Consider the following 13,584-nt stretch of genomic DNA (forward strand, 5'->3'; position numbering starts at 1 on the left):
CTTATTATGACATGATCCGCATTCAAAAAAAAGCAAACTGCTTGTTCCACTTAATGAGAATTCGCTGTTTTTTTCATGCGTAATTGAGAGGTAGTAAATAATAAAATCGCCACCCAGATACAAAGAAACGTCACGATTTTAGCTGAAGATAAATGCTCGTGATACACAAATAACCCCAAAAACAGCGTAATCGTCGGTGCAATGTATTGTAAAATGCCCACTTGATAAAGAGGAATTCTTTTTGCGCCTTCAGAGAATAAAAGAAGTGGCACCGCTGTAAAGACCCCTGCAAAGAATAAGAGACCAAGCGATCCGAAGCTGTTAGGGTTCATTGTCACCACAGGTTCTTTTAAGAAGAACAATAAGTACACAAGGGCCGCCGGGGCTAAAAGCAGCGTTTCAATTGTCAATCCAATTGCACTCGTGAAGCTCATTCTTTTTTTAATCAATCCATAAAAACCGAAGCTAAAGGCAAGTAATATCGCAACGACAGGAAATGAACCGTACTGAATCGTGGAAAGAATCACCCCAGTGGCGGCAATTAGTATCGCAATGGTTTGTAATTTATTGAGCCGCTCTTTCAAGAAAATGATGCCTAGTAAAACAGAGACAAGCGGATTAATATAATACCCTAAACTAGCTTCTAGCATGAGATGGTGATTGACTGCCCAAATGTACACATACCAGTTAACCGAAATTAAAATAGCAGATAAAAGTAGTGAAAAAAGTGCTTTACCATCCAGCATGAGACCCTTCACTGTCTGCATCGCCGGCCGGACTTGTTTTAAATACAGAAGAATACCGCACATAAAAACAAATGACCATAAAATTCTGTGCGCTAAAATTTCGCCTGACGAAATATGCTCCATCAGTTTCCAATATAAAGGGAATAGTCCCCATAATGTAAAAGATGCTGCCGTATAGAGAACACCTTTTGATTGTTGCTGATCGTTCAATCTAACCATTCCTTTCTAAACCTATCGTATATTATAGCACGCACTCAGGTGAATGGGCATATACTAATTCAGGGCATTTAGAAAGGATGATTTGCATGTTTGACTGGAACCGATTATTCCCTTTTCAAAAGCAATTTTCAAAAGAAGCCTTAAAGAATTCAGACCCTAAAGACGTTGAGCAGTACGTCAATCAAGTGATGGAAAGTGTATTCGGCTCCAATTATCCTGCTCAATTCCCTTTTCAGGACCCACTCTCTCAACATCAAAAAACGAAAGAAACAGACGTCAAAAAAGAAAAAGAACCCGAAGTGGAAGTATTCGAAACCACTGATCACGTGTTCGTTAAAATTGAGCTTGCTCGGCCGAACACAGAAAAAGTAAAAATCAAACATACAGCCAACCTGCTGTTTATTGATCATTTTCCTGAGGAAGGCACGCAGAAGAAAGTTGTCCTTCCTGCTGCTGTAAAAAGAAAAGGAACGAAGGCTTCGTATCAGGACGGTATTTTGGAGATTATGTTTTTAAAGCATGATGATCCGGGGATCTCTGAAATCGATATTCCATTATAAAAAGCCTGCTTTCATATAGAAGCAGGCTTACTCTTTTTTCTTAATAGTATGGTGGATATCCGCCGCCATAAGGTGGTGGAGCAGGCGGTGGTGGCGGGTAATATGGACGGGGATAATTAAAAATCGCACTTCCTAAAAATCCGCCAAGCAGTCCGCCGACTAAAGGAGCGCCAAAACCAAAAAACAAAGGGACTCTGGATTCATATGGCGGAATGCCAGGGGCGCCGCCTCGGAAATACGGAGTATGAGGGTACATGCATTTCTCCTCCTTTGTCATGTGCCTAACATCAGCATATTCATCAGGAGTCAAAACGTTTGGGCAAACCTGAAACTAGGCTTGCTCCTTTTTTTCATGAGATTCTGTATACTCCCCTGCCCACCTAGATACCTCATGAAACACATTATTTAGCGCATTTCCTTTTTCAGTTAAACAATAAATGACTTTAACAGGCGTCTCAGGCAGAACAGTTCGCTCTATAATCCTTTCTTGCTCAAGTTCTTTTAAACGCTCTGCGAGCATTTTTTGACTGATAGATGGGATAATGTCCGTCATGTCTTTAAAGCGCTTTGGACCATCAAGCAATACATGAATAATGAGACCATTCCACCTTTTGCCTAGCAGTAAAAAAGCTTGCTGAATGTGTGGACATAATTGAAATTCCATAAATTTCAGCCTTTCTTTTCATGATTGTTTGACAAACTAACGGTATACAATTTAAAATAGCTCTAGTTACAATAAGTAAGTTTCTCACTTTTTTAGTTATTGTACCATACTATTTGCAAAAACGGGAGGAAATATCCATATGGCGACTGATCAAAAAACAATTGACATTTTAAAACAAAGAGCTTCAGTAAAAGAGTATGATACAACTCATGAAATGACAAAAGAAGAGTTAACAGAGCTTCTTGATATCACAACTAAAGCACCATCTGCGTGGAACCTTCAGCATTGGCATTTCACTGTTTTCCATAGTGCTGAATCTAAAGCGAAGTTACTTCCAATCGCTTACAACCAAAAGCAAATCTCACAAGCATCAGCTGTTATTGCTGTACTAGGTGATCTTGAAGCCAATCAAAATGGTGAAAAAATCTACAGTGAGCTGGCAGAACAAGGCTTCATTACTGAAGACATCAAAGAAACATTGATGACTCAAATCAATGGCGCATACCAAAGCGAGCAGTATGCACGTGAAGCTGCGTATTCAAATGCTTCATTAGCTGCTATGCAATTAATGATTGCTGCAAAAGCAATGGGCTATGATACATGCGCAATGGGTGGTTTCAGTAAAGACGCCTTCATCAAAGAATTCAATGTAAGCGGACGTTATGAGCCAGTCATGTTGATTTCAGTTGGTAAAGCAGCGAAAGAAGCTCATAAAAGCAATCGTTTCGACATCGAACAAGTATCTAATTTCCTTTAAAATTGGCAAGGCCTCAGCTTTCATGCTGAGGCTTTTTTTATTTGGTTTAAATATTATTCCTACATACTTTCTTTTCACTTTACCCCTTTTCACCTTCACCCTTTCTCCTTTTTAAGAATGAAAGCGTTATATTAGTATGATATTCGCCAAAATGATTGTTTTTTCTGAAAATGGTCTTGTGATCTAATCTGACAACTGCTATTATTATGAAATTACAAAAAATTCAGGAGGGAATCATGAATAAAAAATTGATACTGGCACTACTTATAGCGATTCCATTCATCGGACAGCTCGCACTGCTGCCCTTTGCAAATCGTATTCATCCATTTGTGATAGGGCTGCCCTTTTTCCACTTCTGGCTCTTACTATGGATTGTTCTCACACCAATCTGCACATTCATCATTTACCGGATGCAACATTCAAATGGAGGAACTGACTAATGCAAGGAAATTTAACAGCTTTATTGATTACTGCAAGTATTATTTTCATCGTCGTGGTCATCGGATTTGCCGCTGGCCGGGATAAATCATCGAGACAGTCAGTAGAGGAATGGTCTGTCGGCGGGAGAAAATTTGGCGGTCTGCTCGTCTGGTTCCTCGTAGGCGCAGATTTATATACCGCTTATACCTTTTTAGGGCTCACTAGTACAGCCTATACAGCTGGAAGTGTCGCTTTTTTCGCTATCCCCTATTCAGTTCTAGCGTATTTTATTGCTTATTTCTTCTTACCAAAGCTATGGACGGTTGCGAAAAATCACAACCTCACAACGCTCGCTGATTATGCACGTGAGCGGTTTGACAGCAAGCTGTTATCCAGTTTGATTGCGATTATTGGAGTACTTATGCTGATTCCTTATATTTGTCTTCAGCTGAGCGGGATTCAAGATACGTTAACTGTCGCTGGTACTAGTTATATTAATGTGAATGCAGTTGTTATTATTTCATTTATTTTAGTCGCACTTTATACATTTTTCAGTGGTATTAAAGGTCCTACATATACAGCCATTATTAAGGATATTCTCGTTTGGGTCATCATGCTGTTTATGGTGGTTTCACTGCCAATCATTCATTTTAACGGCTGGACCCCGATGATGAATACGTTAGCTAAGGAAGCGCCACAGCTTCTGACAATTCCTGACGGCGGTCCTAAAGGCATTTTATGGTTCATTACCGCTTCAGGCGTTTCTGCCCTTGCTTTGTTTATGTGGGCACATGCGGCAACTGGGGTTTTTACAGCCAAAAGTGCAGATGCCATCCGTAAAAACAGTATGTTTTTGCCTCTTTATAACATCGTATTGATTTTGGTCATCTTCCTTGGATTTATTGCCTTTTTAGTCTTACCTGAAGATACAAATCCAAGATTTGCTCTTCTTCATTTAATTCAAACGTCATATGGTGGTGTGATGCAGGGCCTCGCTTATTCAACAATTGCACTGGCTTCCCTCATTCCATGCTCGATCATGGCCATTGGCGCATCGAATTTATTTGCCAATAATTTATACCGTGACTTAATTCATCCGAATGTATCACCAAAAAGATTGACCATCATTACACGTTCAATGGTGTTTATCGTCATCGGACTGGCCCTTTTATTCGGGATGCTCTTCCCAACAGCACTTGTGACGCTTCAGCTCATTGGCGTTTCAGGAATGGTTCAAATTTTCCCAGCCATTGCGATCAGCTTGTTCTGGAAAAAACAATCGAGAGAAGCAACGATTGCGGGGTTAGTTGTTGGCATCATCGTCACCTTTACAGCCAATATCTCACAAGTCACGTTCGGTCTTTATGAAGGTTTTCTCGGTTTACTAGCAAACGTTGTGGTCATCTTGATCTTGAATCCATTCTTCCAAAAGCATGTCACAGACAATTCTGTCATAAATGATCTTTTTGAAAAAGATAACGAAAAAACAGAAGCGACTGTAAACAACGCGTAAACATAAAAAGAGCAGTCCCCCTTATGAGGACTGCTCTTTCTTTATTTCATTTCTTTTTTCAAAACTTCAATGGCTTTTTTCATTTGTGTATCATTGTTCTTTAGCTTATCTTGGATCTTTGTCATCAGTACTGTCGTTGTATCTCCTGTCAGAATACCGTCTGTTTTCAGATCGTTGTCTGTTTGGAAGCGTTTGACGATAGACTGGAAAGCTTGATCGTACTCACCATTTGCTTTTGCTTTGTAGCCAAGCGCTTGGAACATTTTTTGAGCCGCTTTGACTTCATCTCCATTGTCATTCAGCTGATACGATTTTTTCGGACTTAAGTATGGCAGCTTTGCATAACTTGGGAGCGATGCTTTGACCTGTGGTTCAATTCCTTTTTTGTGAATCCAAGAACCATCCGGCGTCAGCCACTTGGCAATGGTTAACTTGACGCTAGAACCATCATTATAGCTTTGTGCATTTTGAACAGTTCCTTTACCAAATGTCTTTTCACCAATAATTTTGATACCTGAAGATTGGTGCAGAGCCGCCGCCATGATTTCAGCAGCGCTTGCTGAGCCGCCATTTACAAGAACAACTGCCGGCTGATGAACTTTACGTTCTTTTTCAGCCTTGTACTCTTCTTTCTTCCCTTTTTCTTCAACTTGCATGATGACTTTCCCTTTATCGATAAAGTCATTACTCATTTCAATCGCTTCTGTCATAATGCCGCCTGGATTATCTCTCAGGTCGATGACAAAGCCTTTTGCCCCTTTTTTCTCGAGGTCATCAATGGCTTTATCTAGCTCTTTCGATGTTGTTTCAGCAAAGGACGTAATTTGGATTTCTCCTATTTTGTCTTTTGTGAGTTTTGCATACACCGTTTCAAGCGGAATGGTGTCTCTTGTGATCGTCACATCAACATTGCCCACTCCTTGGCGGTTAAGGTGCAGCTTGACATCCGTTCCTTTTTTCCCTCTAATAAGAGAAACTGCTTTATTGACCGACATGCCTTTTGTGCTTTTCCCATCCACCTTTAAAATACGATCATGAGGTTTCAACCCGGCTTTTTCAGCAGGAGAGCCTTTAATCGGTGCGACAATTAAAATTTGCCCATCCTTCTCTTCTACTTGTGCACCAATTCCTTCAAATGATGATGAAATGGTGTTGTTAAATCCTTCGGCTTCCTCCTGATCCATATATGTAGAGTATGGATCATCAAGTGATGCAATCATTCCTTGAATCGCACCATCTACTAGTTTTTGATCATCCGTTTTTTCGTAATACTCATCTTTTACCTTCGTATACGCCGCCATGAGTTTACTAAACTTCTCGTCTCCTGAGACACTGACAGCCCCTTGTTTTGTGATCACAAATGTAATCGCAGAGGACAGGACCGCTGTCACCAGAATGGCGATCACGAACTTAAATTGTTTTTTCAAAAAAACACCACCTTTATCTCCTTTCATTATTATCAAGGACGATGCTTCATCCGTCAACCAAAGGATCGAAGTTCTCTTTGAAAAGATAAGCCATTTGACCTTGCATTGCATAATCTTTAAAGAGGAACTTGATAAGGAAAGAAGGGATTTTATGAGTGATTATGTAGAAATGCTTGCCTATTTTGGCGTATCCAGTGCCCATCCTGGCGGAATTGAGTTAACAAAAACGATGCTTCAGCATATAAAATTGACGCCGGATGCACCTATACTGGATGCGGGATGCGGGACAGGACAAACGGCGGCATATTTAGGAAATATTGGTTATCATGTAGAGGCGATTGATACACACCCTTTGATGATTGAAAAGGCCAACCTGCGATTTGAGCGAGAAGAACTGCCGATCTGCGCATTGCAAGCATCGATTGAACAGCTGCCATTTCCAGATGAAGCGTTCACTCTTCTCATCAGTGAATCTGTTTTAAGCTTCACAAACCTTCCTGCTGCACTTGCTGAGATCAAACGAGTGCTTGCCCCTGGAAGTCAAATGATCGCAAATGAAGCTGTGTTAAAAGCACCCCTTACACCAGAGGAGCTCGCCACCGTACGAGATTTTTACGGGTTTCACTCACTCTTTTCACTTGAAGAATGGAAGGAACAGCTAAAAGCAGCAGGATTCCATGACTTTCGCATTCTCTCATTTGATGAACACATGGTACAGGAGGAGCCGACAGAAATGGAATTATCTGAACACATCCCGCCTTCTCATTACGAAACGCTGCAAACACACTACGATCTGATTCAAGCGCATCGGAAGCAGCTAAGCCACATTCTATTTGAATGTACCGTATAAAATGAGCGAATCTCCTATATGTTTTGTCCAAACTCTATGAGGTCTCTCGCATAGGATAAGAGTGAAAAGAGTTTGTCATAAGGAGGAAAAATATGGAGCGCTATCAAAAGCTTTGTCAGCAGCACATGGGAAAAGTCGCTAGAATCACAGATCGTAATGGCAGAGTGCATGTCGGACGCATTGAGCGGGTGACAAACCGTAAAGTGTATATTCGTCCAGTCGGCGGTTCTCGCGGCGGCTTTGGCTTTGGTTATTACGGAGGGTATTACGGCTGGGGTGCCGCTTATGGCATCGGGCTTGGTTTCATTACAGGTTTCGCATTAGCAGGATTGTTCTTTTTTTAAAAGAACAATAAAGAAGGCCCCCCGAATAGCTGGGAGGCCTTTTTATTTGATTAGATTTTCTTCACTTTGTTCATGTACTCTTCAAATGTTAAATCGTGATCATGCATCGCTTTTGCTGCTTCTTTTCCAACATAGCGCAGATGCCACGGCTCATATTCATATTTTGTAATATCTTCTTTTCCTTTTGGATAACGAATGATAAAACCATATTTATAGGCGTTTTTAGCCACCCATTTGCCATCAGGTGTTTCACCAAACTTTTCAGAGATGTCAAAGCCGGCACTTTTTGAGGAAATGTCCATGGCAAGGCCTGTTTGATGTTCACTTTCGCCTGGTAAAGCTACTGCTTCCTGCGCTTTGTCTTTGCCTTTTAATTTGACTTCACTATCAAAAATGACTTTTTGACGGTCATAGGAGCGATAGCCAGATACTGCAGCCAGCTCGAAGTTTTTCTTTTTCGCATCTTTGAATAACTTCTCAAGTGCTTCCGCTGCTTCTTTACGAATATATCGTTTTTCAATATCCTCTGAAAAAGAGAATTCTACTTTTGGTACAACGAGATCAGAAGGTTTATAGGTTCCTGGTAATGCGTATTCTTTGTTGACAAGAGCTAGCACGTTTGCAGGATTTTGAATGGTTTTCAACCCACTTACCACCTTGATGTCATTGAAATATTCACTCTTTAATGTCAGCTCTTGATCCGATGAATCTGCTGTATTGTTTGAGTTTTGCTGGGTAGATGAATTTGCTGCGCTCTTTTGTTCGTTTGTTTTGTTCGATTCAGATGTACCGCTTTTTTGATCCAGCAACTGGCAGCCCGATAGTGCGGCTGTCAAACCAAGAATCGATGCGATTGAGAGTATTTTATAGCTTTTCTTCATGACATACCTTCCTTTTGCTCTTCTAAAAAAAATAAAGATGCGCTACATCGTAGCACACCCTTTATACTATTATAAAAGAGAGTCTAGTGCAATTAAGATCATTTCGTCAAATGTCGTTTGACGCTCTTCAGCCGTCGTTTCTTCTCCTGTGAGAACATGATCACTCACTGTCAGAATGGATAACGCTTTTCGATCAAATTTTGCTGCAAGCGAATAAAGAGCTGTTGTCTCCATTTCAATCGCTAGGATACCGTATTGAGCCATGAGTTCAAGTGGTTTTTCATTGTAAAATTGGTCTGCTGTAAATACATTACCGACACGTACAGCGACATTTTTTGCTTCTGCTGTATCGTAGGCTTTCTTAAGCAGTCCAAAATCAGCGCAAGGTGCGTAATCAATCGGTCCAAACGCCACACGATTCATTTGTGAGTCTGTTGAAGATGTTTGAGCTAAAATGACATCACGCACGTTAACATCCCTTTTGATAGCCCCGCAAGATCCGACGCGGATTAAGTTTTGAACATCATAGCTTTGAATGAGTTCATTCACATAAATCGAAATAGAAGGTACGCCCATTCCGGTACCTTGTACAGAAACGCGCTTTCCTTTGTAGGTTCCAGTATAACCATACATTCCGCGCACTTCGTTATAGCATTCGACATCTTCTAAATATGTATCTGCAATATATTTCGCACGAAGCGGGTCGCCTGGCAGCAATACCGTTTCTGCAATTTGTCCTTTTTCTGCTCCAATATGTACACTCATTTTTTAGCCTCCACTTACGTTTACTATGTGATTTATCCTATTTAGTATAAACGATTGAGCCTAAAAAAGAAAATACCAGCTGAAGCTCAAGCTGGCATCGTCAATCATCTATTTAACTCATCGTTATCAGTCGTTCACTGCGTTTCCATCCTGCCGGAAAAAGCTGATAATAGCACTTTCCTTTCTTCTTATCATCAATCACAACAATATCACCTGTTGTCATAAACCGTGCATTGTAATCATTAGGGACTGTATCATGTACATTAAATGTCGAGAATGCTTTTTCCAGAACATCCAGGTGTGTTCTGCCGCCAATCTTTGTCCGGTACACAGGCTGATGCCCGCTTGCAGCGCCATATTCAGGTGTCTGATAAATGGTTAAGTGAAATGCTGAAGGTTTCTTTTGAAAAAATCTCAACGTCAATTGCATTCAAATCCCTCCCCTTTTATATAAAATTGGCTGGGGTCTGTCAATTTCCTTCTTCTATTTTTGTCGAATGACAGACAATTTTTCGTCAATCTTTTTACAAATGAGAAATAAAGCAAGTCCTATCGCAAAACCGCCTGCAACATCTGTCAAATAATGAACACCGATATACATTCGGCTGATCCCAATCAAAAGAACACAGAACCCCGTGATCAAGTAGACGATTTTTTGTCTTTCTTTCAGCCATGGAATCATTTCAACTAATAGATAAGCTATAAAAGGATAGATTGTGGCTGCATTCATCGAATGTCCGCTCGGAAAGCTGTAATACGTTTCATTGACAAGATGATCAAAGGCCGGTCGCTCTCTAGCAAACAGTCCCTTTAGTTCATGATTGATGGTTTTTTCTGTGAGATATAATAGAAAAAGCATCATGATAGAGTAATAGCGCTTATACATGAATAGTACGACACTAAAAATGAGCATGATTGGGACGAGCAGCGCACTAATGCCAAAGTCCGTCAAAGTCAGCATGACATCATTTAAAAAAGGGAGTCTGATGCTCTCAAACCATAAGATGATCTGGTTGTCCAATTCTTGACCCGCACCAGATACCATGAGCGCAGCAATGGCGCCAAATAAAATCAAAAGAAATAGGATATACACGCGAAAGATTCTCCTCCCTCTCTCTTCAGAATCTCTTCAAAGTATAGTGCCTACCACGCCTCTTCTTCAACTATCATTGCTTTTTTCAGCATATATTCAAACGTAATGTCAGCCAGCTCAAACGTTTCCAGCTCAGCAGGTATGTACCCTCTTTTGACCAGCTCCATGTAGAAGAATTCCGCAATTTCCTCTGTATCAATCACCAAATCTGCTTCTTTCATTACATTCCGCCTCCTTTTTTATGATGTATGAACGACGCCTGTTTTTTATTACAGTTTGTCATAATGGCTCATTCCATACATATAAATGCAGTAAACAAAAAGAAAAGGGGTTTGAGGCAATGAAATGGTTAAGCATATTAGATGGAGAAACGTTTGATCAGGTGATGGGCCGTATCTTGAGGGGATGGTTTTATGTGATTGTTTTTTTCTGCGTGCCTTATTTTTTATTCGTGTTAGGACAAGTCTTTCTTTAACCAAAATGTTCGTGTAAACTTTCCAATATAAAATCCATCATATCCTTGTATTCTGGATCTTCGAAAAATTCGTAGAGAATTTTATAGTCATTATATATATCAAGAAGCTCATCCACTATAGATACAGCGAGGAATTCTAGTGATGCTTCGCTTTCTTGTTTCTCTTCTAGTTGTAATAGAGCCGTTTGAACCATATCTTCTTCCATTTCTTTTGAGGTTTCACCGACGTAATGCACAAAAAGAAGCTGATGAACGAACTGGTCCATCTCATACTTCCTCAGGACAAGCGTTAAGTCTTCCTCTTCTGTTTCCAGCCACTCTCCGTCCTTTAGCCTCGTGAGTTCGTAAATGACATCTTCCCAGCCGTCATCAAGGTATCGCCATATTTCAGTCCGATGGCCAATAATTTTAAATAGCTCTTTTCCGTAATCTTTTACATATACAACATCGCCAATGAGGAACTCATATTCAATGTCCAGCTTTTCTGTATCCACAATCACCCCGTCGTACTCATCGTAAAGCTGAAGTGATGTTTCAAAATAAAGCACCTCATTATGATTGACCTCATACAAATAGTGCTGGTCAATTTGATGGACTTTTGTAATCGTTCCGACTGTGCCGTACATGACAACGACGACAATATCCCCTACTTGATATTTTGGTGCTTTCGCCTTCATTCTGTCTCCCCCTTGCCCGACTTTTGGTCTTAACGTATCGTATGCCGGCGCAAGGAATTCTGCATGGGCAACCACACCATGCAAAACGCCATTTTATTTCTCATAAAAAAACCGCTCCTCCCATCTGGAACAAGCGGTTGTTTGTTATTTTTTTTTGACTTCTACTTCATATTGCTCAAACGCTTCGTCAAATGTTGTCATTGAGCTCAAATAATCGCCATTTAATTCTAAATAGGCACACAGCTCATGATAATCAATGGACGCTTTCGGGAAGCTGTGATCCTCATAAGCAGCATTTGCAAAATGGCTGATTTCATCTTTCGGTTTTGGATGTCTGTACTTCATTAAATAATGGTAAAACGACTTCACCTGTTTTTCCCTCCGCGACACTCTATTTTGTTGTTATATTATACAGCAATTTGATGACTTGTATAGGCGGAGGTACAACTTATGATGAAAAGTCAAAGTAATTTCGCTTTAATAACCGCTCCATGCTCATTAATTCTTCGTATGAAATTTTTTCTGGAAGTTTTGTCTGATCCACTAAAATTAATTGATCTTCTATCTCTTTGACCGTCTCATCCTTTTGATATAACATGCCGCAGTGCGTGCAGGAAATGGACGGTGTTTCGATGATTTCAATTGATTGTGTGCCAGTGATCAGTTCCCAATAGACTGTTGTCTGCTCTGCGTTTGCTTTGTTTTCCTCACACCAATCACATGTCAGCAAGGTCATTTCTCCTCCTTTACAGTTTGATCTTTTTTGAGCTGTGCTTGATATTTTTTCTCTTTTAATTCATCTCGTTTTTCACGTTTGTTTTTGAGTGTGTCATGCTCAGGATTTGTCTCATATGCTTCTCTTCGTTTCATCCGGCTTAAATTCTCAGGCGTAAACGATTTCGCTTCATCCTGAAATAGTGCGGTAACACCAATTGCCGGTTCTTGTTTCTCTTCATAAATTTCATTAAAATACGCATCTGCCTGCCCTGCGACGTAATGCTCTGGTTCAGGGTAAGAGGTGATCACACCTTCAAAGTTACGAAGGACGACTTTGTCAGGGCTTTGCGATAATAAATAATTTGGCTGTAAGGCGATCTTTCCTCCGCCTCCTGGTGCATCTACAACAAAGCTTGGCACGGCATACCCGCTCGTATGCCCTCTTAAGCCTTCAATGATTTCAAGACCTTTTGATACTGGTGTTCTAAAGTGGCCAATCCCCTCAGATAAATCACATTGATAGATATAATAAGGTCTGACCCGTATCTTCACGAGATCGTGCATCAGCTTCTTCATAATCGGCACACTGTCGTTAATACCTGCAAGGATGACAGCCTGATTACCAACAGGGACGCCGGCATTCACAAGACGTTCGCACGCTTCTTTCGCTTCTTTCGTAATTTCAATGCTTGTATTGAAATGGGTATTCAGCCAAACCGGATGATATTTTTTCAAAATCTCGCACAGCTCATCTGTAATGCGCTGCGGAAAGACGACCGGCGCGCGGGTTCCTATCCGAATGATCTCAACGTGCGGAATGTCTCGTAAGTTTTTCAAAATGTATTCAAGCACTTGATCATTGATTAAGAGCCCATCTCCGCCGGAAATTAACACATCCCGCACCTCAGGTGTTTCTCTAATATATCCAATGGCAGCATCTAACTGCTTTTTTGGCACGCCCATACCGATCTGGCCGGAAAAACGTCTTCTCGTACAATAGCGGCAGTACATGGAGCACTGATTTGTTACAAGAAAGAGCACACGATCTGGGTACCGATGCGTTAACCCCGGGACAGGTGAGTCTTCATCTTCATGCAGCGGGTCTTCCAAGTCATATTTTGTTTTATGCAGCTCCTCAGCGATTGGCACAGATTGCATACGTACTGGGCATCTTGGATCGTCTGGATTCATCAGTGAGGCATAGTAGGGTGTAATGTTGAGTGGAATGGTTTTGGTGGAAATCTTCACCCCTTCTCTTTCCTCTTCTGTTAAGTTCACGATTTTCTCTAAATCTTCAAGCGTTTTCACGGTATGCGTCAGCTGCCAAATCCAGTCGTTCCACTTTTCCTCAGGTACATCCTTCCAAAGCTCAATGTCCTTCCAATGACGCGCCGGTTCATACAGTTTCTGATTCATATCCATTCCCCCTATCAGCATTCACCTTATACTATGCAAGTTATGTGCCAACATGGGAAA

At 40.8% G+C, this 13,584-nt stretch carries 20 protein-coding genes; 7 read left to right on the plus strand and 13 right to left on the minus strand.

The window, feature by feature from the left end:
* Positions 1-50: 50 nt before the first annotated feature.
* Complete coding sequence (rarD, locus tag C6Y06_RS17550) at positions 51-956, minus strand: EamA family transporter RarD (protein WP_095285293.1); 906 nt, start codon at positions 954-956, stop codon at positions 51-53.
* A 95-nt stretch (positions 957-1,051) separates the two neighbouring features.
* Between rarD and C6Y06_RS17555 the strand changes: the two genes are divergently transcribed.
* On the plus strand, positions 1,052-1,525 hold the full coding sequence (locus C6Y06_RS17555; protein ID WP_060596556.1) for an Hsp20/alpha crystallin family protein: 474 nt from the start codon (positions 1,052-1,054) through the stop codon (positions 1,523-1,525).
* Positions 1,526-1,565: 40 nt separating this feature from the next.
* On the opposite strand, the gene C6Y06_RS17560 is transcribed toward C6Y06_RS17555, so the two are convergent.
* Together C6Y06_RS17560 and C6Y06_RS17565 are read right to left on the minus strand one after the other, a co-directional pair.
* A complete protein-coding gene (locus C6Y06_RS17560) occupies positions 1,566-1,781 on the minus strand; it encodes a hypothetical protein (RefSeq protein ID WP_034660939.1) in 216 nt (71 codons plus the stop codon).
* A gap of 75 nt (positions 1,782-1,856) precedes the next feature.
* Complete coding sequence (locus C6Y06_RS17565; protein WP_034660940.1) at positions 1,857-2,189, minus strand: winged helix-turn-helix transcriptional regulator; 333 nt, start codon at positions 2,187-2,189, stop codon at positions 1,857-1,859.
* A 139-nt stretch (positions 2,190-2,328) separates the two neighbouring features.
* Here C6Y06_RS17565 and C6Y06_RS17570 point away from each other — a divergent pair, with 139 nt between their 5' ends.
* The 3 genes from C6Y06_RS17570 to C6Y06_RS17580 all read left to right on the plus strand — a co-directional run bounded on the left by C6Y06_RS17570 (position 2,329) and on the right by C6Y06_RS17580 (position 4,879).
* Complete coding sequence (locus C6Y06_RS17570) at positions 2,329-2,946, plus strand: nitroreductase family protein (protein ID WP_106037315.1); 618 nt, start codon at positions 2,329-2,331, stop codon at positions 2,944-2,946.
* A gap of 236 nt (positions 2,947-3,182) precedes the next feature.
* Positions 3,183-3,386 (plus strand): DUF3311 domain-containing protein, encoded by a 204-nt coding sequence (locus C6Y06_RS17575; protein WP_034660942.1) that lies wholly within the window; start codon positions 3,183-3,185, stop codon positions 3,384-3,386.
* Complete coding sequence (locus C6Y06_RS17580) at positions 3,386-4,879, plus strand: sodium:solute symporter family protein (RefSeq protein ID WP_034660944.1); 1,494 nt, start codon at positions 3,386-3,388, stop codon at positions 4,877-4,879. The genes C6Y06_RS17575 and C6Y06_RS17580 overlap by 1 nt, the downstream gene beginning before the upstream one ends.
* A gap of 41 nt (positions 4,880-4,920) precedes the next feature.
* Here the strand turns inward: C6Y06_RS17580 and C6Y06_RS17585 are convergent, their stop codons facing one another.
* On the minus strand, positions 4,921-6,306 hold the full coding sequence (locus C6Y06_RS17585; RefSeq protein ID WP_106037316.1) for a S41 family peptidase: 1,386 nt from the start codon (positions 6,304-6,306) through the stop codon (positions 4,921-4,923).
* 151 nt (positions 6,307-6,457) lie between these two features.
* On the opposite strand from C6Y06_RS17585, the gene C6Y06_RS17590 reads away from it, so the two are divergent.
* Positions 6,458-7,156, plus strand: a complete 699-nt coding sequence (locus C6Y06_RS17590) for a class I SAM-dependent methyltransferase (protein ID WP_106037317.1) — start codon at positions 6,458-6,460, stop codon at positions 7,154-7,156.
* Positions 7,157-7,248: 92 nt separating this feature from the next.
* Entirely contained in the window at positions 7,249-7,500 is a 252-nt protein-coding gene (locus C6Y06_RS17595; RefSeq protein ID WP_003216113.1) for a hypothetical protein, read from the plus strand.
* Between the two features lie 50 nt (positions 7,501-7,550).
* Here C6Y06_RS17595 and C6Y06_RS17600 read toward each other — a convergent pair whose 3' ends face one another.
* From C6Y06_RS17600 to C6Y06_RS17620, 5 genes are all read right to left on the minus strand, one after another.
* Positions 7,551-8,381 (minus strand): M15 family metallopeptidase, encoded by an 831-nt coding sequence (locus C6Y06_RS17600; RefSeq protein WP_060596558.1) that lies wholly within the window; start codon positions 8,379-8,381, stop codon positions 7,551-7,553.
* Between the two features lie 69 nt (positions 8,382-8,450).
* On the minus strand, positions 8,451-9,146 hold the full coding sequence (deoD, locus tag C6Y06_RS17605; RefSeq protein WP_060596559.1) for a purine-nucleoside phosphorylase: 696 nt from the start codon (positions 9,144-9,146) through the stop codon (positions 8,451-8,453).
* Positions 9,147-9,258: 112 nt separating this feature from the next.
* Positions 9,259-9,576: a YodL domain-containing protein gene (locus C6Y06_RS17610; protein ID WP_034660949.1), complete on the minus strand. Its 318-nt coding sequence runs from the start codon at positions 9,574-9,576 to the stop codon at positions 9,259-9,261.
* 54 nt (positions 9,577-9,630) lie between these two features.
* Positions 9,631-10,239, minus strand: a complete 609-nt coding sequence (locus C6Y06_RS17615) for a phosphatase PAP2 family protein (RefSeq protein WP_034660950.1) — start codon at positions 10,237-10,239, stop codon at positions 9,631-9,633.
* 50 nt (positions 10,240-10,289) lie between these two features.
* On the minus strand, positions 10,290-10,460 hold the full coding sequence (locus tag C6Y06_RS17620; protein WP_066030762.1) for a YozD family protein: 171 nt from the start codon (positions 10,458-10,460) through the stop codon (positions 10,290-10,292).
* A gap of 119 nt (positions 10,461-10,579) precedes the next feature.
* Here C6Y06_RS17620 and C6Y06_RS20470 point away from each other — a divergent pair, with 119 nt between their 5' ends.
* Positions 10,580-10,714 (plus strand): hypothetical protein, encoded by a 135-nt coding sequence (locus C6Y06_RS20470; RefSeq protein ID WP_258182067.1) that lies wholly within the window; start codon positions 10,580-10,582, stop codon positions 10,712-10,714.
* On the opposite strand, the gene C6Y06_RS17625 is transcribed toward C6Y06_RS20470, so the two are convergent.
* From C6Y06_RS17625 to kamA, 4 genes are all read right to left on the minus strand, one after another.
* Entirely contained in the window at positions 10,711-11,391 is a 681-nt protein-coding gene (locus C6Y06_RS17625) for a hypothetical protein (protein WP_012010279.1), read from the minus strand. The two genes, C6Y06_RS20470 and C6Y06_RS17625, sit on opposite strands and share 4 nt — an antisense overlap.
* A gap of 144 nt (positions 11,392-11,535) precedes the next feature.
* Positions 11,536-11,760, minus strand: coding sequence for a YozE family protein (locus C6Y06_RS17630; RefSeq protein ID WP_034660951.1), 225 nt, complete (start codon positions 11,758-11,760; stop codon positions 11,536-11,538).
* A gap of 79 nt (positions 11,761-11,839) precedes the next feature.
* The gene (locus C6Y06_RS17635) at positions 11,840-12,121 is read right to left on the minus strand and encodes a YokU family protein (RefSeq protein ID WP_080869528.1); all 282 of its coding nucleotides are present in this window, start codon (positions 12,119-12,121) and stop codon (positions 11,840-11,842) included.
* Between the two features lie 2 nt (positions 12,122-12,123).
* A complete protein-coding gene (gene kamA / locus C6Y06_RS17640) occupies positions 12,124-13,524 on the minus strand; it encodes a lysine 2,3-aminomutase (protein ID WP_034660953.1) in 1,401 nt (466 codons plus the stop codon).
* Positions 13,525-13,584 lie beyond the last annotated feature (60 nt).

Origin of the sequence: Bacillus sp. MZGC1, from assembly GCF_002998605.1 — a bacterium.
Classification (GTDB): Bacteria; Bacillota; Bacilli; order Bacillales; family Bacillaceae; genus Bacillus.

Excerpts from the sequence above, each read along its gene's own strand:
- C6Y06_RS17575 (WP_034660942.1), top strand. The coding sequence starts at position 3,183 with ATGAATAAAAAATTGATACTGGCACTACTTATAGCGATTCCATTCATC.
- C6Y06_RS17595 (WP_003216113.1), top strand. The coding sequence starts at position 7,249 with ATGGAGCGCTATCAAAAGCTTTGTCAGCAGCACATGGGAAAAGTCGCT.
- kamA (WP_034660953.1), bottom strand. The coding sequence starts at position 13,524 with ATGAATCAGAAACTGTATGAACCGGCGCGTCATTGGAAGGACATTGAG.
- C6Y06_RS17620 (WP_066030762.1), bottom strand. The coding sequence starts at position 10,460 with ATGAAAGAAGCAGATTTGGTGATTGATACAGAGGAAATTGCGGAATTC.
- C6Y06_RS17610 (WP_034660949.1), bottom strand. The coding sequence starts at position 9,576 with ATGCAATTGACGTTGAGATTTTTTCAAAAGAAACCTTCAGCATTTCAC.
- C6Y06_RS17590 (WP_106037317.1), top strand. The coding sequence starts at position 6,458 with ATGAGTGATTATGTAGAAATGCTTGCCTATTTTGGCGTATCCAGTGCC.
- C6Y06_RS20470 (WP_258182067.1), top strand. The coding sequence starts at position 10,580 with ATGAAATGGTTAAGCATATTAGATGGAGAAACGTTTGATCAGGTGATG.
- C6Y06_RS17600 (WP_060596558.1), bottom strand. The coding sequence starts at position 8,381 with ATGAAGAAAAGCTATAAAATACTCTCAATCGCATCGATTCTTGGTTTG.
- C6Y06_RS17555 (WP_060596556.1), top strand. The coding sequence starts at position 1,052 with ATGTTTGACTGGAACCGATTATTCCCTTTTCAAAAGCAATTTTCAAAA.
- C6Y06_RS17580 (WP_034660944.1), top strand. The coding sequence starts at position 3,386 with ATGCAAGGAAATTTAACAGCTTTATTGATTACTGCAAGTATTATTTTC.
- C6Y06_RS17565 (WP_034660940.1), bottom strand. The coding sequence starts at position 2,189 with ATGGAATTTCAATTATGTCCACACATTCAGCAAGCTTTTTTACTGCTA.
- C6Y06_RS17625 (WP_012010279.1), bottom strand. The coding sequence starts at position 11,391 with ATGAAGGCGAAAGCACCAAAATATCAAGTAGGGGATATTGTCGTCGTT.
- C6Y06_RS17570 (WP_106037315.1), top strand. The coding sequence starts at position 2,329 with ATGGCGACTGATCAAAAAACAATTGACATTTTAAAACAAAGAGCTTCA.
- deoD (WP_060596559.1), bottom strand. The coding sequence starts at position 9,146 with ATGAGTGTACATATTGGAGCAGAAAAAGGACAAATTGCAGAAACGGTA.
- C6Y06_RS17560 (WP_034660939.1), bottom strand. The coding sequence starts at position 1,781 with ATGTACCCTCATACTCCGTATTTCCGAGGCGGCGCCCCTGGCATTCCG.